We start from the raw sequence: 17,454 nt of genomic DNA, 5'->3' as shown, positions 1-17,454 counted from the left end.
AGGGCGAGCGGGCGGATCATGAGCATCGCGGGTTTCCGTTCACGGGCACTCATCGCAGTACGAACCACCACACGGCCAGGAGGACGACTGCAACGATAGCAGCCCAACCTATCCACTCTATGTGTTTACGGAGGATCCGCTCAGCGCGTTCACCGAACAGCCGGACAAGCAGGGCCAGCAGCCAGACCCGCTTGCCACGGCCGATCAGCATGCACAGCAGGAAAGGCAGGATCGGAACGCCGACGATACCGGAGGCCCAGGTGACGAATTTCATCGGCACCACAGGCTGCAATGCCGCCATGGCCAGCACGACATAGAGGGCGAACGAATGTGCCGCCATATCGGCGCGCAGGCTGGCGACCCCCTTCTCGATCGACGCGAGCAGGTGCATCGACTCGAGCAGCGGCTTCAGCGCTTCGTACGCGTAGTGCCCGAGCATGTAACCGACCAGGGAACCCAGCAGCGAGAACAGCAGGCTCCAGTTCGCAAAACGAAACGCCTTGCGCGGCTCGGCCAGCATCATCGGCGCCAGCATCACTTCCGGCATGATCGGGAAGATGAAGGCTTCGACGAAAGAAAGCCCCGCGAGGTAGCGGACCGCGTGGCGGTGGCGAGCCCAGACGATGGCGCGCTCGTATAGCGAAGCAAACATCCGCATTCAGCGGTTTTCCCTTTTGTGAAGGCGCATCAACCGATGCCGCCCAGCAGCGGCACGAAACTGACCGCACCGAGTTCTTCCCGAATGACGTCGCCGTTTTCGCCCTTGCGCAGGCGCAGGAGCACTTGCTGGCTGGGGCTGCCTACCGGCGCCACCAGCACGCCACCCGGCTTGAGCTGGTCGAGCAACTTCAGCGGCACGCGATCGCCGGCTGCGGTGAGGATGATGGCGTCGAACGGAGCGTCCGATTCCCAACCCAGCTTGCCGTCGTCGTGACGCGAGCGGAGGTTTTCGATGCCGAGCTGGCGGAAGCGACGGCGGGCCTGGCGCAGGAGCTCTTCGATTCGCTCCACGGTGTAGACCGTGGTGACGATGCCGGCGAGCACGGCGGCCTGGTAGCCGGAGCCCGTGCCGATTTCGAGCACGCGCTCGGGGATGCCGTGCTCGATCAGCGCTTCCGTCATGCGAGCGACGATCCACGGCTGCGAGATGGTCTGGCCATGCCCGATGGGCAGCGCCGTGTTCTCGTAGGCACGCGAATGCAACGCCTGGTCGATGAAGTGATGCCTCGGCAGCTGCCGGATGACTTCAAGCACGCGCTCGTCGCGAATGCCTTCCTCAACCAGTTTGGTCACGAGGCGATCGCGTGCGCGTTGCGAGGTCATCCCTTCGCCGCGCAGGGCCGAAGCAGGAAGGGCATGCAGGTTTACCACCTCAGGCTGCCTCCTCATCACTCATGCCCGACGACAGCGGAAGCATCCAGCTGCTGACTTTTTCCAGCGCCTGGAAGCGTGTCAGGTCGGTATGAATCGGGGTGACGGACACGAAGCCGCGGCTCACCGCGTTGAAATCGGTGCCGGGGCCGGCGTCGTCGATTTCGCCCGGCGGGCCGATCCACCACATGGTGCGGCCGCGCGGATCTTCCGTGCGAATGGCCGGCGCCGCGCGATGGCGCTTGCCAAGACGGGTGACCTCGAAACCGCGAATCTCCGCCCACGGCAGGTCGGGGACGTTGACGTTGAGAATGGTGTCCGCGGGCAGTGGATCCACGATCAAGCGGCGCATGATCATGAGTACGGCGCTTGCCGCCGAGTCGAAGTGACGGCCAGAGCCTTCCTTCGTCACCAGGGAAACGGCGATGGCGGGAAGGCCAAGGAAACGCCCTTCCATCGCCGCCGATACCGTGCCCGAATAGATGACATCGTCACCCAGGTTGGCGACGTTATTGATGCCGGAGACGACGATATCCGTCTCGTGATCGAGCATGCCGGCCAGCGCCAGATGGACGCAGTCCGTCGGCGTACCCGAAACGCGGTAATAGCCGTTCTCCATGCGCTGGGCACGGATGGGGGCATCGAGGGTGAGCGAGTTGCTCGCGCCGGAGCGATCGCGGTCGGGGGCGACCACGGTCACCGTGCCGAACTCGGCCAGACGCCCGGCGAGGATCCGGATGCCCGGAGCCTCTACGCCGTCGTCGTTGCTAACCAGAACTTGCATGCTGATCCAGATCGAAAAACGGGTGCGGCGGCCCTATATCGACAAGGCCGCCCGACCACCCAAGTCTACCGGACCGGGCAGCGGGATTCACGAAACGCGGCTAGGATGAAGGCCATGAAACGACGCGCTCCGATCCTGCACGACGACGACAGCCGCCTGTTTCGCGAGGCGATCGGCGACGTGCGGCCCATGGCGCCCGTGGAGTCGCTGCCGGAACGCCCTCGTCCCGCGCCGCACCCCCATATGCGCGATGCCGACGAGGCCGCCGTGCCGGCGGAGTCGCTGCTGTTCGACTACGACCCCGCCGATCTCGAGGTAGGCGAAGAGCTCTCTTACCTGCGCGACGGTTACCCGCCGAAGCTCCTCAAACAGCTCAAGCGCGGCCAGTTCAGCATCCAGGCGGAGGTGGACCTTCACCAGATGAACGCCGCCGCGGCCCAGTTGACGATCGCCGACTTCCTTGCCGAGTGCCGCCACGACGGGATTCGCTGCGTGCGGATCATTCACGGCAAGGGTTTGCGGTCCAAGGCTGCAGGGCCGGTGTTGAAAGGGCTGACGGACAAGCTGCTCAGGCGACGGGATGATGTCGTTGCGTTTGCGTCGGCGCGGCCGATGCAGGGCGGGACAGGAGCGGTCGTCGTCCTGCTGAAAGGCTGAAGGGCTGAAGGGGCTGAGCGGCTCATTGTGGGAGCCGATTCATCGGCGATTGCCCTTGCAGCTTCGCCGCTCCGTAGGCTTTTCGCCGCTGAAGCGGCTCCCACACTGAGCACCCACACTGAGCTACTGACCTACAGGGTCGCGGCGACTTCGCGCAGGACCGTGGTCGCATAAGCGCCGGCTGGCAGACCGAACGACACTTCCAGCGCACCGTCGTCCAGCCAGCGCCACGTGAGGTCGCGCGGCAACAAGCGCAGCGCACGGCGCTCCTGGTCCATACGCGCCCCGGCCAGGCCCTTCGCCAGATCCTCGTCACGTGCCGCTACCGCACGCTCGAGCTCGCCCACGGCAGCGGCGGACGGCGGCTCGCCGTCGCCCCACAACGGTCCGGAGGGATGAATATCGAAGCGTCCGAGACGCTCAGCCAGGGTGTCGTTGAAGTCCTCCGGACCGAACCATGAGCGCGAGCCTTCGAGTGACCAGATCTCCCCATCCATCGGTGTGTCCCACTGCCCTGCCCCCACACGCTCGGCCAGCACGCCATTGAAGATATGCGAGCGCGCTGCCGACAGCAGGATGGAACGCTTGTCCCGATCGACACGACGGCCGCCGAACATCTGCTTGGCCTGCGCCACGTTGTTGCCGCCGAGACCGAAACGCTGTTCACCGAAGTAATTGGGCACGCCGCGCTTCGCGATCGCGGCAAGCCGCTCTTCCGCAGCGGCGCGGTCGCCCTCCACCTCGCGCAAGGCCAACACGAATCGATTGCCACGCAATGCGCCGCGCTTGATCTTGCGCGAATGCCGGCCGGCCGAAATGATCTTCAGGTCATCGGACGCCAGGGCCGACCAGTCCGGATCCGCCTTGCCAGGAAGATGGAGGGTAAACACCTGGCGGGTGACCGCGTGGCGATCCTTCATGCCCGCGTAGCCGACATTCATCGGCTGGATGCCGGCGAACTTCGCGAGCTCGCGCGCCGCCCATTCGGTATTGGTGCCGCGCTTCTCCACCAGGAGAAACGCATGCTCGCCCGCACCATCGGCTTCGTAGCCGAGGATTTCCTCGACGAAGAAATCTTCGGGTGCAGAGCGCAGGCGACCGCGCAGCGGCGGTGCGCCGAAGGCGAAGGGAAGTTCGTTGTCTGTCATTGTCGCGGCCTTCTAGAGCAGGAAAATCGTCGCCAGCCCCAGGAAAATGAAGAAACCGCCGCTATCGGTCACGGCGGTGATGAGCACGCTGGAGCCCAGCGCGGGATCGCGACCGAGCTTGACCATCAGCATGGGAATGCCGACGCCCATGAAGGCGGCGAGCAGAAGATTCAGCGTCATGGCGGCCGTCATGACCAGGCCAAGCGCTGGGTTGTCATAGAGCAGCCAGGCAGCAATGCCGATGGCACCACCCCAGACCACACCGTTGAAGAGGGAAACGCCCAGTTCCTTGCGCCACAGCCTGCGCACCTGCGAGGTGCCCACCTGATCGAGTGCCATGGCGCGGACAATCATCGTGATGGTCTGGTTACCCGAATTGCCGCCGATACCGGCGACGATGGGCATCAACGCGGCTAGTGCCACCAGCTTCTCGATGGAATGTTCAAACAGGCCGATCACGCGCGAGGCAACGAAGGCGGTGACGAGATTGATCGCCAGCCATGCCCAGCGATTGCGCACGGACTTCCAGACGGAGGCAAAGATGTCTTCCTCTTCGCGCAGGCCGCCCCGTGAAAGTGCTTCGGTTTCGCTCTCTTCGCGGATGAAGTCGAGCATCGCATCGACGGCGATACGGCCGATCAGCCGCATCCCGGCGTCGACCACGGGCGCGGTGACCAGATCGTAGCGCTCAAAAGCCTGGGCGACGTCATAGGCGTCATCCTCAGGCCGGAAGGTGTTCACGTCCGGCGCCATGATCTCGTGGACCATCTTGTCCGGCGAATTCACAAGGAGCCAATGCAGCGGCAGGACGCCGGTGAGCACTCGTTCGGCGTTGACGACGAAAAGCTTGTCGGTCTGCGCAGGCAGCTCGTCGAAACGACGCAGGTATCGCAGCACCACTTCGAGGCTGATGTCCTCGCGAATGGTGACCATGTCGAAGTCCATCAACGCGCCGACCTGGTCGTCCTCGTAGGACATCGCGGCCTGCACGCGCTCGCGATCCTGCGCGTCCAAGCTGGCCATGAGTTCGGGCAGCATTTCCGTCGGCAGGTCGTCGACGAGATCGGCGAGTTCGTCCGCATCCAGCGGTTCCACGGCGGCGAGGATTTCGCGATCGTCCATGTCCGCGATCAGCGATTCGCGTACCGAGTCCGATACTTCGAGCAGGATGTCACCGTCGCGGTCGCTGCGGATCAACTGCCAGACGGCGAGACGGTCCTGCAACGGCAGGGACTCGAAGACGTCGGCAAGATCAGCCGGATGCAGGCCATCGAGCAGCGCCTGCAACTCCGCGTCGGCTGCGCCGAGGGGCGAGTCATCGCGACCGGGTGCCGCACCGGCGAACGCGAGCAAGCCTTCGCGGCGGCGAAGCAGGTCGGTGATCGCCTCAAGCCGGTCGTGGAGGCGCGGCGTGGAGGCGCGTGTTTCGCCCTCGCTCACGTGCGCTCTACCAGCACCGTCGCCAGGGCGGCGATGCCCTCGCGGCGACCGGTGAACCCGAGGGTCTCCGTCGTGGTCGCCTTGATGCTGATGCAATCGATATCGACGCCGAGATCAGCGGCGATCGTTTCGCGCATGGCCTGTGCGTGGGGACCGACCTTGGGCGATTCGCAGATAACGGTGACGTCGGCATTACCGAGCGCATAACCGCGTTCGGCGAGCATGTCGGCGACCGCGCGCACGAAGCTGCGACTATCCGCTCCGCGCCACTTCTCGTCCGATGGCGGAAAGTGCTTGCCGATGTCGCCCAACGCCAGGGCGCCAAGCAGCGCATCGCAGAGCGCGTGCAAAACGACATCGCCGTCCGAGTGCGCAAGCACGCCCTGCGAGTGCGCCACGCGGACACCGCCGAGCATCACGTGGTCGCCTTCACCGAAGGCGTGGACGTCGAATCCCTGTCCGATACGCATTACCGCGTTCTCCCGAGCAAAAACTCCGCGAGCGCGAAATCCGCCGGCGTCGTGACCTTGATGTTGTCTTCCGAACCTTCCACCAGCCGTGGCAGGACACCCGTGCGCTCCATCGCCATGGCCTCGTCACTGACGACGATACCTTCTGCGGCGGCAAGGGCGAGTGCATGCGCCAGCGGGCCGCGCCGGAACATCTGTGGGGTGAATGCCCGCCATCGCCCTTCGCGCGGTTCGGTGGCGGTGCTGTGAGAGGCCGCGTCCGCCCGCTTGAGGGTGTCGCGCAAGGGCGCGCCCAGCAGGCCGCCCTCGCCCGCGCCCGCCATGTCGATCAGGCGGGTGATGTCGTCGGCACGCACGCAAGGCCGCGCCGCGTCATGCACCAAAACGAAGTGATCCGGCGACACCACGGCCGGCAGGGCGAGCACGCCGGCCAGCACGGAATCGCTACGTTCACCGCCGCCGATCGCGGCGATGAGAGGTTTTCCGCCGATCGAGTCGACGGAAGAGAAATGGGGGTCGTCCGCCGCGATGACGACGACCAGCCCGGCGATGCGCGGATGCGCTGCCAGGCGTTCAAGCGTGTGATCGAGCAAAGGCCGGCCAGCCAATAGCTGGTACTGCTTCGGCCGGTCACCACCGGCCCGGACACCTCGACCGGCGGCGGGGACCACACACCACAGGGCATCCATCACTGGGTGCCGGGACCGACGGGCGGCGGAGGCGGCGGCGCACTGGTCGCCGCTCCCGGCTCGACGATCTGGTAGAAGGTCTCGTTCGGCTTGATCAGGCCAAGCTCCTGGCGCGCACGAGCCTCGGTGGCCTGCTCACCATGCTTGAGATCTTCCACGTCCGCGGCCAGCGCCTGGTTGCGCTTAAGCAAAGTGGCGTTTTCCTCGGTCTGTTTCTGCACCGACGCGCGCAGCGAATCGACCTCGGCCATCCCCCCACCGCCGACCCACAGCTTCAGCTGCAGGGCGATGAGGAGGATGACGAGGATCAGGCCGATCCACCGCAGGATTGCCGCGTTGCTCAAGGCAGGACTCAGCCGGGCAGCTTGGACAGGCTCGGGAAGGCATCCCGGCCGGCGTAGCGAGCCTTCGAACCAAGGGCTTCCTCGATACGAAGCAGCTGGTTGTACTTGGCCACGCGATCCGTGCGGCACAGCGAACCGGTCTTGATCTGGGTCGCGGTGGTCGCCACGGCGATGTCCGAAATCGTGGTGTCTTCGGTCTCACCGGAACGGTGCGAGACGATGGCCGCGTACTTCGCGCGATGCGCCATGGCGATCGCTTCGAGCGTCTCGGACAGCGTGCCTATCTGGTTGACCTTGATCAGGATGGCGTTGGCGATCTTCTTGTCGATGCCTTCCTGGAAGATCTTCGGGTTGGTGACGAAGAGATCGTCGCCGACCAGCTGGATGCCCTCGCCGATGGCCGTGGTCAGGTGCGCCCAACCGGCCCAGTCGCCTTCGGCCATGCCGTCTTCGATGGTGACGATGGGATACTGCTTCGACCACGACGCCAGCGTGTCGACCCACTGCTCGGGCGTGAACACCTTGCCCTCGCCTTCGAGGTCGTACTTGCCGTTCTTGAAGAACTCCGAGCTAGCGACGTCGAGACCGAGCAGGATGTCGCTGCCGACCTTGTAACCGGCCTTGTTCACGGCTTCGAGAATCGTGTCGAGCGCTTCCACGTTCGACTTCAGGTTCGGCGCGAAGCCGCCCTCATCACCGACCGAGGTGTTCAGGCCACGACCCTTCAGCACCGACTTCAGCGCGTGAAAGATCTCGGCGCCGTAACGCAGTGCCTCGGCGAAGTTGGGCGCGCCGACCGGCAGCACCATGAACTCCTGCACGTCGACGTTGTTATCCGCGTGCGCACCGCCGTTGATGATGTTCATCATCGGCACCGGCAGCGTGCCGCCACCGTCGACCATCAGGTACTGCCACAGAGCCTGCTTCTTCGAAGCGGCGACGGCGTGGGCAGCGGCCATGGAAACGCCGAGCAGCGCATTGGCGCCCAGGTTGCCCTTGTTGTCGGTGCCGTCGAGGGCGATCAGCTTCGCATCGAGGCCCTTCTGGTCTGCGGCATCGAAACCGACGAGCGACTTGGCGATCGTGGTGTTGACGTTACCGACGGCTTTGGTCACGCCCTTGCCGTCGTAGCGCTTCTTGTCGCCATCGCGCAGTTCGACGGCTTCACGCGTACCGGTGGAAGCGCCGCTCGGCACTGCGGCGCGGCCGAACGAACCGTCCGCCAGGGTGATCTCGGCTTCGAGAGTCGGGTTACCGCGGGAATCGAGGATTTCGCGGGCGTGGATCTTGGTGATATCGGTGGTCATGCGCTTCCCGTTACGAGTTGGAATGACGAAAGAAAGTACCGAGGAGCGCAAGCCCCACGGTACCGATCAGGATGAAAGCATTGAGTCCCAGCCCGATCGCGCCGAACGTGCGGCGGCGGTCCTGCCGGCGCAGGGCGACGATGCCCAGCACCAGGCCGACGAGGGCAAGGATGAGAAAGACACAGAGAACGAGGCCGACGGCGCCGAACACGTCCATGTGCTGCTCGGGGTCGCCCGAGGCGACCATCAGGGCAGCGAACGAAATACCGGCGAGGACGACGAGCCCGGAAACCAGGGCAATGACGAACGAGGCGATGCCGTGACCCGACTGCGGCAGGCGCGCCGCACGCGGGCGAGACTCGCCCGCGACATGGATCCCGTTGTCCTCGACCATCCAGCCCGTCTCCCCGGGACCTTTGCGGTCCCGCTATACCGTCAATCATACCGTTCCGGAGGAACGATCAAGCGTGGTTCTTGAATCCGCGACGCTTCACGGCGCCGTCGAGCTCCATGAGGGTCTCGAGCAGCTCTTCCATCTGGTCGAGCGGCCAGGCGTTCGGGCCGTCGCTGAGGGCCTTGGACGGGTCGGGATGGGTCTCGGCGAACAGGCCGGAGACACCGACGGCGACCGCCGCGCGCGCCAGCACCGGGACGAATTCGCGCTGGCCACCAGAGCTGGTGCCCTGCCCGCCCGGCAACTGCACCGAATGGGTAGCGTCGAAGACGACCGGGCAGTTCGTCTCGCGCATGACGGCGAGCGAACGCATGTCGGACACGAGGTTGTTGTAGCCGAAGCTGGCGCCGCGCTCGCAGACCAGGATGTCGTGATTGCCGACATCGAAGGCCTTCTGCACGACGTTCTTCATGTCCCACGGTGCGAGGAACTGGCCCTTCTTGATATTCACCGGCTTGCCGGCCTTGGCGACGTTCTGGATGAAGTCGGTCTGGCGGCAGAGGAAGGCGGGGGTCTGCAGCACGTCGACGACGGCAGCGACTTCGTTCATCGGCGTGTATTCGTGCACGTCGGTAATCACCGGCACGCCGATCTGCTTCTTGACGGCCTCGAGAACCTTGAGGCCCTCTTCGAGGCCGGGACCACGAAAGCTGCCACCGGAGGAACGGTTGGCCTTGTCGAAGCTCGACTTGAAGATGAAGTTGATGCCGAGACGATCAGTGATCTCCTTCAGCTTGCCGGCGACGTCGAGCTGGAGCTGCATCGACTCGATGACGCAGGGACCGGCGATCAGGAACAGCGGCTGGTCGAGGCCGACTTCGAAACCACAAAGCTTCATGCAGCGGACTCCTCGGAACGGATGGCGAGTTTTTCGCCGTCGCGGACGGCCTTGTACTCGCGGGCCGCGCGAACGAAGCCGATGAAGAGCGGATGGCCTTCGCGCGGCGTGGAGGTGAATTCCGGATGCGCCTGGCAACCCAGGAACCACGGATGCACGTGGCGCGGCAGCTCGACGATCTCGACCAGCAGGTCGTCCATCGACTTGCCGGAGATAACCATGCCGAGGTCTTCGAACGACTGGCGATAGCGGTTGTTGAATTCGTAGCGATGACGATGGCGCTCGCGCACCACGTCTTCGCCGTAGAGCTCGCGCGCCAGCGTACCGGCCTTGAGGCGGCATTCCTGCGCACCCAGGCGCATGGTGCCGCCGAGGTCGGAACGCTCGGTGCGCTGTTCGGTTTCGCCGGTGGCGGTGGTCCATTCCGTGATCAACGCGATGACCGGATCCGGCGTGTTGCGATCGTTTTCGCTCGAATCCGCCTGCTTGAGGCCGGCGGTATTGCGTGCGAACTCGACGACCGCCGCATGCATGCCATAGCAGATGCCGAAATACGGAATGCCGGTTTCGCGGGCGAACTGAGCGGCGAGGATCTTGCCCTCGAAGCCGCGCTTGCCGAAGCCGCCCGGAACGAGGATGGCATCGGCGTCGCCGAGCACCGTGCGTGCGCCGCGCGCCTCCACGTCCTCGGAATCCACCCAGTTGAGGTTAACGCGCGCGGATTGATTGATGCCGCCATGACGCAGCGCTTCCGCCAGCGACTTGTAGGCATCCTTGTGTTCGACGTACTTGCCGACGATGGCCACGTTGACTTCGTCACGCGGGTGCTCGACGGCTTCTACCGTGCGGATCCAGCTGGAGAGATCGGCCGGGCCGGCGTCCAGACCAAGGCGCTTGATGACGAGGTCATCCAGGCCCTGCTCGTGCAGCCACATCGGCAGCTTGTAGATGACGTCGACATCGATGGTGCTGATGACGGCGTTCTTCGGCACGTTGGTGAACAGCGCGATCTTATGGCGCTCGGCATCCGGAAGCGGTTCTTCGCAACGGCACAGGAGTACATCGGCCTGGATACCGATGGAGCGCAGTTCCTTCACCGAGTGCTGGGTCGGCTTGGTCTTGATCTCGCCGGCGGCCTTGATATACGGGACCAGGGTGAGGTGCACGAACATGCACTTTTCCGCGCCGTGCTCGATACGCAGCTGGCGGATGGCCTCGAGGAAGGGCAGCGATTCGATATCGCCCACGGTGCCGCCCACTTCCACCAGCGCCACGTCGTAACCGCGCGTCGCTTCGTGGATGGAGTGCTTGATCTCGTCGGTGATGTGCGGGATGACCTGCACGGTCGCGCCGAGGTAATCGCCGCGGCGTTCCTTGCGGATGACCGACTCGTAGATCTTGCCGGCGGTGATCGAATTCTTGCCGGTGAGACGCGTGCGGACGAAGCGCTCGTAGTGGCCCAGATCCAGGTCGGTCTCGGCACCGTCGTCGGTGACGTAGACCTCACCGTGCTGGAAGGGACTCATGGTGCCCGGATCCACGTTGATGTATGGATCGAGCTTCATCATGGTGACGGAGAGACCGCGCGCCTCGAGAATGGAGGCAAGCGACGCCGCTGCGATGCCCTTCCCTAGGGAAGACACCACACCGCCGGTGACGAAAATCAGGGGAGTCATGCGAGCAGCCAGTGCTGGAAACCGGTATTTTACACGAATCGGAGCTGTCGTTTTACCATCAGGCAATGACCGCCCAGACCATCCCCGCCCGTCTCGAAGCCCTTCGCGCCGTCATGGCCCGCGAAGGCGTTGCCGCCGTCGTCGTCCCCAGCGCCGACCCCCACCTTTCGGAGTACCTGCCGCCGCGCTGGCAGGCCCGCGAGTGGCTGTCCGGCTTCACCGGATCCTCCGGCACCCTGGTCGTGACCGCCTCCGGTGGCGGCTTGTGGACCGATTCACGGTACTTCTCCCAGGCGGAACAAGAACTTGCCGGTAGCGGCCTGCCCCTGATGCGACTGAGGGTGGCGCACACGCCCGAACATATCGCGTGGCTGGCGGAACAGCTCAGCCCGGGGGATGTGGTTTCGGTCGCAGGCGACAGCCTCGACGTTACCGGCGCCGAAAACCTCGGCAAGCGCCTTGGCGCGGCGGGCGCCTCGCTTCGTACGGACCTCGACCTGCCTTCGAGCATCTGGCCCGAACGGCCCGGTCGCCCCGACGCCTCGATCTTCGTGCACGCGGCGCCGTTCGCGGTGGTGGACCGTGCCGAGAAACTGCGCCATGTGCGCACGGCGATGCTGCGCGCCGCCGCTACCCACCACTTTCTTTCCAGCCTCGACGATATTGCCTGGCTGACCAACCTGCGCGGCGCCGATGTCGAGTACAACCCGGTCTTCCTGGCCCACCTGCTTATCGACGAAGGCAAGGCCACCCTCTTCATCGATGCCGCCAAGGTGCCCTCCGAGGTGAAACGGGCGCTGATCGCGGACGGCATCGCGCTTGCCGACTATGGGACGGCCGCCTCGGCCATCGCGGCCCTGCCGGACGATGCCGTGCTCATGCTGGATGCCGGCCGCGTGGTCGTATCCGTGCTTGAAGGCCTGCCTCCGGCCGTGCGGCAAATTCGCGCCGCACTCCCCTCCACGGCGCAGAAGGCCCGCAAGACCACCGAAGAGCTCGACCACGTTCGTGACGTCATGCGGCGTGACGGCGCGGCGCTGGCGCATGCCTTCCGCCGCATCGAGGCAGGCCTCGTTGCCGGGGAGCCACTGACCGAACTGGACGTCGACACGATCGTGCGCGAGGCGCGGGCCGCGCAAACGGGCTTCGTGGGCGAGAGCTTCTCGACCATCGCGGCCTACCAGGCCAATGGGGCCCTTCCGCACTATCGGGCGACCGAAGATCACTTCAGCCCCCTGGCTGCCAAGGGACTACTGCTCGTCGATTCGGGCGGCCAGTACCTCGGCGGCACCACCGATATCACGCGCGTGCTCGCCCTGGGGCCGGTGACCGATGAGCAACGGCGCGACTCGACTCTGGTACTCAAGGGCATGATCGCCCTGTCCCGCGCGCGCTTCCCCAAGGGGGCCAGCGGTCCGCAGCTCGACGCGCTGGCCCGGGCACCCCTGTGGGCGGCCGGGATGGACTTCGGCCACGGGACGGGTCACGGCGTGGGGTATTTCCTCAACGTACACGAGGGCCCTCACAGCATCCGGCCGCCACGGGCGGGCGTCGGACTGGTCCCGCTGGAAACCGGCATGATCACCTCGATCGAGCCCGGCCTCTACAAGCCCGGTCGCTACGGCATCCGCCACGAAAACCTCGCCGTGGTCACCCAGGCGGACAGCACCGAGTTCGGCGACTTCTTTGCCTTCGAGACGCTGACCCTGTGCCCGTTCGACCGCCGGGGCCTCGAACCCCGCCTTCTCGAACCGTCCGAGCGGGCCTGGCTGGACGATTACCACGCCACCGTACGCGCCGCCCTGTCGCCCTTGCTCGAAGGCGCCGACCGCGAGTGGCTCGAATGGCACTGCGCCCCCATCTGAAAATACATGTGGGAGCCGCTGAAGCGGTTCCCACAGAAATCCGGCCCGTAGTCTCGTCCGCTGATATCCGGAAGCCTCAGGCTTGACCATCCACGTGACCTGACCCCATCCTGCCCGGCTACGAACGGCCTCGATACCTAATGAATACTCGTTACAACGCTGCAGACATCGAAGTCCTCAGCGGCCTTGACCCGGTCAAGCGCCGCCCTGGCATGTACACCGATACCTCGCGACCGAACCACCTGGCGCAGGAAGTCATCGACAACTCGGTCGACGAAGCCCTCGCCGGCCACGCGAAAACCATCGACGTCACCGTTTTCAACGACGGCTCGGTGGAAGTGACGGACGACGGTCGCGGCATGCCGGTGGATATCCATCCCGAGGAAGGCGTCCCAGGCATCGAGCTGATCCTCACGCGCCTGCATGCGGGCGGGAAGTTCTCGAACAAGAACTACGCCTTCTCCGGCGGTCTTCATGGCGTCGGTGTCTCGGTGGTGAACGCGCTATCGCACAAGGTTGACGTGACCATCCGTCGCGACGGCCAGGAATACCGCATGAGCTTCGCCAATGGCGACCGCTCCAGCGAGCTCGAAGTCATCGGCACCGTTCCGAAGAAGAAGACCGGCACCACGTTGCGTTTCTGGCCGGACGCGAAGTACTTCGATACACCGAAGATCCTCGTCTCCAAGCTCAAGCACCTGCTGCGCGCCAAGGCCGTGCTCTGCGCGGGCCTCACCGTGCGCCTGCTCGATGAAGCCTCCGGCGAAACCACCGAGTGGTACTTCGAAGACGGCCTGCCCGACTACCTGCGCGGTGAGTTGCAGGGGGCGGAAGCGCTGCCATCGGGCCTGTTCGTTAAGCATTTCGCCCGCGAAACCGATGCACTCGACGTTGCCCTCGCCTGGCTGCCGGAGGGCGACCTGGTCCAGGAAAGCTACGTCAACCTGATTCCCACTGCGCAGGGCGGCACGCATGTGAACGGCCTGCGTTCCGGCCTCACCAACGCCATCCGCGAGTTCTGCGACCTGCGCAGCCTGCTGCCGCGGGGCGTAAAGCTGGCCCCGGAAGATGTCTGGGAACGCCTGGCCTTCGTGCTCAGCGTAAAGCTGCAGGACGCCCAGTTTGCCGGCCAGACCAAAGAACGCCTGTCCTCCCGCGCTGCCGCCGGCATTGTCGAAGGCGTGGTGCACGACGCCTTCAGCCTGTGGCTGAACCAGCACGTGGAAACGGGTGAGAAGATCGCCCAGCTCGCCATCGAACGCGCCAGCGCGCGCCTCAAGGCTGCCAAGCAGGTGGTCCGCAAGAAGATCACCTCGGGTCCTGCCCTGCCCGGCAAACTCGCCGACTGCGCCTCCACCGACCTAACCCGCACGGAAATCTTCCTTGTCGAGGGCGATTCGGCAGGCGGCTCGGCCAAGCAGGCTCGTGACAAGGACTTCCAGGCGATCCTTCCGCTTCGCGGCAAGATCCTCAACACCTGGGAGGTCGAATCGACCGCCGTGCTCGCATCGCAGGAAGTGCACGATCTCGCGGTTGCGATCGGCTGCGATCCCGGCAAGGACGACCTCAGCGGCCTGCGCTACGGCAAGGTGGTCATCCTCGCCGACGCGGACTCCGACGGCCTGCATATCGCCACCCTGTTGTCGGCGCTATTCCTGCGCCACTTCCCCACCCTGGTCAGCCAGGGCCATGTATTCGTCGCCATGCCGCCACTGTTCCGCGTGGACGTGGGCAAGCAGGTCTTCTACTGCCTCGACGAGGAAGAGAAGCGCCTGATGCTGGAGAAAGTCGAGCGCGAGAAAATGAAGGGCGCGGTGAGCGTCACGCGCTTCAAGGGCCTGGGCGAGATGAACCCCGCGCAGTTGCGCGAGTCCACCGTTCACCCGGATACGCGTCGCCTGGTGCAGCTCACGATCGAAGCCGACGACGGCACCGCCAAGCTGATGGACATGCTGCTCGCCAAGAAGCGCGCCGGCGATCGCAAGCAATGGCTGGAAGACAAGGGCGACCTGGCCACCCTCGAGGTCTGAAAACCTTCTCGCTGTTCAATGTGGGACAAAAAAAACCGGCGTGAGCCGGTTTTTTTTGTTTCAGCAACGATGTGCTCAGCGACGCGAACGAATCGCCGTGATCAGCGCGCGCGTCGCCCCGTCAAACTGCGACAGGTCGCCAGCGTCCTTGTCGTTCGCCAGCGAGGGGTAGATCTGCTTGGCAATGACCTTGCCCAGCTCCACGCCCCACTGGTCGAACGCGTTGATGCCCCACAGGTGGCCGAGCAGGAACACCTTGTGCTCGTACAGCGCGATAAGCGCACCCAGCGAATGCGGGGTAAGCGAGTCGAGCATGAACACGGTGCTCGGACGATCGCCCTTGAACGTGCGCTGCTTGGCCAGTGCGTGGCGCTCTTCATCCGTGCCGGTCTTCGCTTCGGCCAGCGCTTCTTCGTAGGTCTTGCCCAGCGAAAGAGCAGCGGCCTGCGCGAGCAGGTTCGACGTCAGCACGTCCTGGTTCTCGCGCAGCGGATGCGCCGGTTTGACCAGGCCAATGAATTCCAGCGGCACGACATCGGTACCCTGGTGCAGCGCCTGGAAATAAGCGTGCTGCGCATTGGTGCCGATGCTGCCCCAGACCACGGGGACGCTCGCCTGCTTCACTTCGCTGCCATCACTGGGATGCACATGCTTGCCGAGGCTTTCCATCTCCAGCTGCTGGAGGTAGGACGGCAGGTCGACCAGCGAATCCACATACGGGATAACCGCGCGGCTGGTGGTGCCGAGGATGTTGCGATTCCATATCTCGGCAATGGCCAGGAGGACCGGAAGGTTGTCCTTCCACTCCGCACTGCGGAAATGGTCGTCAGTCTCGGCGGCGCCCGCGAGAAGCTCGCGGAAGCCCTTCATGCCGATGGCGAACGCGATCGATGCACCGACGGCAGACCACAGTGAATAACGGCCACCGACGTAGTCCCACATCGGGAGCACCTGCGAGGCGCCCCACTTGTGCACGGCTTCGTCGTTCGAGCTGACGGCGATGAAATGCTTCGAAGCCTTCGCCTCGTCGCCACCCTCGGCCTTGAGGATCCAGTTACGGAACACGCCGCCGTTGAGCAGGGTTTCCTGGGTGTTGAAGCTCTTCGACACCAGGATGACCAGCGTGCGTGACGGATCGAGCTTCTTCATCAGGTCGGTCGCGGCCTGGCCGTCGACGTTGGTGAGGAAGTGGCTGTTGATGCCGTCGACGTGGAACTGCTCGAGCGCGTGCACGGCCAGGCGGGGACCGAGATCCGAGCCACCGATGCCGATGTTGACGACGTCGGTAACGCGACCGATCAGGCCGACCGACTCGCCTTCGCCCTTGTGCACGGCGTTGACGAGGGTTTCCATCTTGTCGAGCGCGTCGGCGACTTCCTTGCGGACATCGGCCGGCGCTGCCGGGTTGCGGGACGCACCACCGCGAAGCGCGGTATGCAGCACGGCGCGGTCTTCGGAGGTGTTGATGTGCTTGCCTTCGAACATCGCATCGCGCGCGGCTTTCCAGCCGGTGCTTTCGATGTACTCGCCGACGGCATCGAGCGCCGCGACGTCGAGCTTCTGGCGGGATGCGTCGAGAAGGATCGGGCCCATGCGTCGGCGCAAACGTTCACCGCGGGCTTCGTCCTGGACGAGGGCGCGGAGGTTGGTGGCGGCGAGACGGGAGGCGTGCTCCTCGAACGAGGGCAGACGGTCGTGCTTTGATTCCATGGCTTCCACTTGGCGGCGACGGATAGGGGAACCCCGATCTTACCGCAGTGCAGCGTAGGCGGATTGTATGGATATGAGGAATGTGGGAGCCGCTTCAGCGGCGAATGAGGAATGTGGGAGCCGCTTCAGCGGCGAAAAGCCAACGGAGCGGAGATGCCGCAAGTCCTTTCGCCGATAAATCGGCTCCCACACAAAGCCGGCCCACACAAAGCAGGCTGTTTACGCAGCCTGTTTCGGAATCGAATGATTCGTATGCGTGATGCGGTTGTTGGCATCGACGTAGACCAGGTCTGGCTGGTACTTGGCCATCTCTGCCTCGGACAGGCCGACGAAGGCGGCGATGATCACCAGGTCGCCCGTGGACACGCGGCGCGCGGCGCTACCGTTCACGGAGATGATGCCCGAGCCCTCTTCCGCACGCAGCGCGTACGTGACGAAGCGTTCGCCGTTGCTGATGTTCCAGGCGTGGATCTGCTCGTACTCGCGGATACCCGCGGCGTCCAGCAGGTTGCCGTCGATGGCGATCGAACCTTCGTAGTTCAGCTCGGCGTGAGTCACCGTGGCCCGGTGGATCTTGCACTTGAGCATGTTGAGGTGCATGGCGGTCTCTGGAGTTTGGCGGTTACAAAAACGCCCATTCTAACGGAGGGTTGCCCGCTCCGTCGCATGGG

The 17,454-nt window shown here is 64.7% G+C and carries 17 protein-coding genes; 3 read left to right on the top strand and 14 right to left on the bottom strand.

Going from position 1 to position 17,454, the window contains the following annotated elements:
- Nucleotides 1-49 precede the first annotated feature (49 nt).
- Genes ACVWWJ_RS07745 through surE form a run of 3 tightly spaced genes read right to left on the bottom strand, consistent with a single transcriptional unit; the run spans nucleotide 50 to nucleotide 2,155 of the window.
- Entirely contained in the window at nucleotides 50-658 is a 609-nt protein-coding gene (locus ACVWWJ_RS07745; protein ID WP_159890476.1) for a YqaA family protein, read from the bottom strand.
- Between the two features lie 29 nt (nucleotides 659-687).
- Nucleotides 688-1,389: a protein-L-isoaspartate(D-aspartate) O-methyltransferase gene (locus ACVWWJ_RS07740; protein WP_456967304.1), complete on the bottom strand. Its 702-nt coding sequence runs from the start codon at nucleotides 1,387-1,389 to the stop codon at nucleotides 688-690.
- The gene (gene surE / locus ACVWWJ_RS07735) at nucleotides 1,373-2,155 is read right to left on the bottom strand and encodes a 5'/3'-nucleotidase SurE (protein ID WP_159890472.1); all 783 of its coding nucleotides are present in this window, start codon (nucleotides 2,153-2,155) and stop codon (nucleotides 1,373-1,375) included. The genes ACVWWJ_RS07740 and surE overlap by 17 nt, the downstream gene beginning before the upstream one ends.
- A 114-nt stretch (nucleotides 2,156-2,269) precedes the next feature.
- On the opposite strand from surE, the gene ACVWWJ_RS07730 reads away from it, so the two are divergent.
- On the top strand, nucleotides 2,270-2,812 hold the full coding sequence (locus ACVWWJ_RS07730) for a Smr/MutS family protein (protein ID WP_159890470.1): 543 nt from the start codon (nucleotides 2,270-2,272) through the stop codon (nucleotides 2,810-2,812).
- 131 nt (nucleotides 2,813-2,943) lie between these two features.
- Here ACVWWJ_RS07730 and truD read toward each other — a convergent pair whose 3' ends face one another.
- The 9 genes from truD to ACVWWJ_RS07685 form a co-directional block, all read right to left on the bottom strand.
- Nucleotides 2,944-3,960: a tRNA pseudouridine(13) synthase TruD gene (gene truD, locus ACVWWJ_RS07725; protein ID WP_456967303.1), complete on the bottom strand. Its 1,017-nt coding sequence runs from the start codon at nucleotides 3,958-3,960 to the stop codon at nucleotides 2,944-2,946.
- Between the two features lie 12 nt (nucleotides 3,961-3,972).
- Nucleotides 3,973-5,400: a magnesium transporter gene (mgtE, locus tag ACVWWJ_RS07720; protein ID WP_159890466.1), complete on the bottom strand. Its 1,428-nt coding sequence runs from the start codon at nucleotides 5,398-5,400 to the stop codon at nucleotides 3,973-3,975.
- Nucleotides 5,397-5,870 (bottom strand): 2-C-methyl-D-erythritol 2,4-cyclodiphosphate synthase, encoded by a 474-nt coding sequence (ispF, locus tag ACVWWJ_RS07715; RefSeq protein WP_159890464.1) that lies wholly within the window; start codon nucleotides 5,868-5,870, stop codon nucleotides 5,397-5,399. Before ispF ends, mgtE begins: the two co-directional genes overlap by 4 nt.
- Entirely contained in the window at nucleotides 5,870-6,559 is a 690-nt protein-coding gene (gene ispD / locus ACVWWJ_RS07710; protein ID WP_456967302.1) for a 2-C-methyl-D-erythritol 4-phosphate cytidylyltransferase, read from the bottom strand. The genes ispF and ispD overlap by 1 nt, the downstream gene beginning before the upstream one ends.
- Nucleotides 6,559-6,888 carry a cell division protein FtsB gene (ftsB, locus tag ACVWWJ_RS07705; protein WP_456969678.1) on the bottom strand — a complete coding sequence of 110 codons (330 nt, stop codon included), beginning with the start codon at nucleotides 6,886-6,888 and terminating at the stop codon, nucleotides 6,559-6,561. Before ftsB ends, ispD begins: the two co-directional genes overlap by 1 nt.
- Nucleotides 6,889-6,911: 23 nt before the next feature.
- A complete protein-coding gene (gene eno / locus ACVWWJ_RS07700) occupies nucleotides 6,912-8,210 on the bottom strand; it encodes a phosphopyruvate hydratase (RefSeq protein WP_159890460.1) in 1,299 nt (432 codons plus the stop codon).
- A gap of 10 nt (nucleotides 8,211-8,220) precedes the next feature.
- The gene (locus ACVWWJ_RS07695) at nucleotides 8,221-8,604 is read right to left on the bottom strand and encodes a hypothetical protein (protein WP_159890458.1); all 384 of its coding nucleotides are present in this window, start codon (nucleotides 8,602-8,604) and stop codon (nucleotides 8,221-8,223) included.
- Between the two features lie 67 nt (nucleotides 8,605-8,671).
- Nucleotides 8,672-9,502 carry a 3-deoxy-8-phosphooctulonate synthase gene (kdsA, locus tag ACVWWJ_RS07690; RefSeq protein ID WP_159890456.1) on the bottom strand — a complete coding sequence of 277 codons (831 nt, stop codon included), beginning with the start codon at nucleotides 9,500-9,502 and terminating at the stop codon, nucleotides 8,672-8,674.
- Nucleotides 9,499-11,178, bottom strand: coding sequence for a CTP synthase (locus ACVWWJ_RS07685; RefSeq protein WP_159890454.1), 1,680 nt, complete (start codon nucleotides 11,176-11,178; stop codon nucleotides 9,499-9,501). The genes kdsA and ACVWWJ_RS07685 overlap by 4 nt, the downstream gene beginning before the upstream one ends.
- Nucleotides 11,179-11,243: 65 nt before the next feature.
- Between ACVWWJ_RS07685 and ACVWWJ_RS07680 the strand changes: the two genes are divergently transcribed.
- Nucleotides 11,244-13,043, top strand: a complete 1,800-nt coding sequence (locus ACVWWJ_RS07680) for an aminopeptidase P family protein (protein ID WP_456967301.1) — start codon at nucleotides 11,244-11,246, stop codon at nucleotides 13,041-13,043.
- Between the two features lie 140 nt (nucleotides 13,044-13,183).
- A complete protein-coding gene (parE, locus tag ACVWWJ_RS07675) occupies nucleotides 13,184-15,073 on the top strand; it encodes a DNA topoisomerase IV subunit B (RefSeq protein ID WP_456967300.1) in 1,890 nt (629 codons plus the stop codon).
- 75 nt (nucleotides 15,074-15,148) lie between these two features.
- Here parE and pgi read toward each other — a convergent pair whose 3' ends face one another.
- Together pgi and panD are read right to left on the bottom strand one after the other, a co-directional pair.
- Complete coding sequence (gene pgi, locus ACVWWJ_RS07670; protein WP_456967299.1) at nucleotides 15,149-16,783, bottom strand: glucose-6-phosphate isomerase; 1,635 nt, start codon at nucleotides 16,781-16,783, stop codon at nucleotides 15,149-15,151.
- Between the two features lie 219 nt (nucleotides 16,784-17,002).
- Nucleotides 17,003-17,383 (bottom strand): aspartate 1-decarboxylase, encoded by a 381-nt coding sequence (gene panD, locus ACVWWJ_RS07665; RefSeq protein ID WP_046967327.1) that lies wholly within the window; start codon nucleotides 17,381-17,383, stop codon nucleotides 17,003-17,005.
- Nucleotides 17,384-17,454: the final 71 nt, after the last annotated feature.

This window comes from Luteibacter sp. HA06, from assembly GCF_054061215.1.
This window is presented reverse-complemented; position numbering and strand designations above follow the sequence as displayed.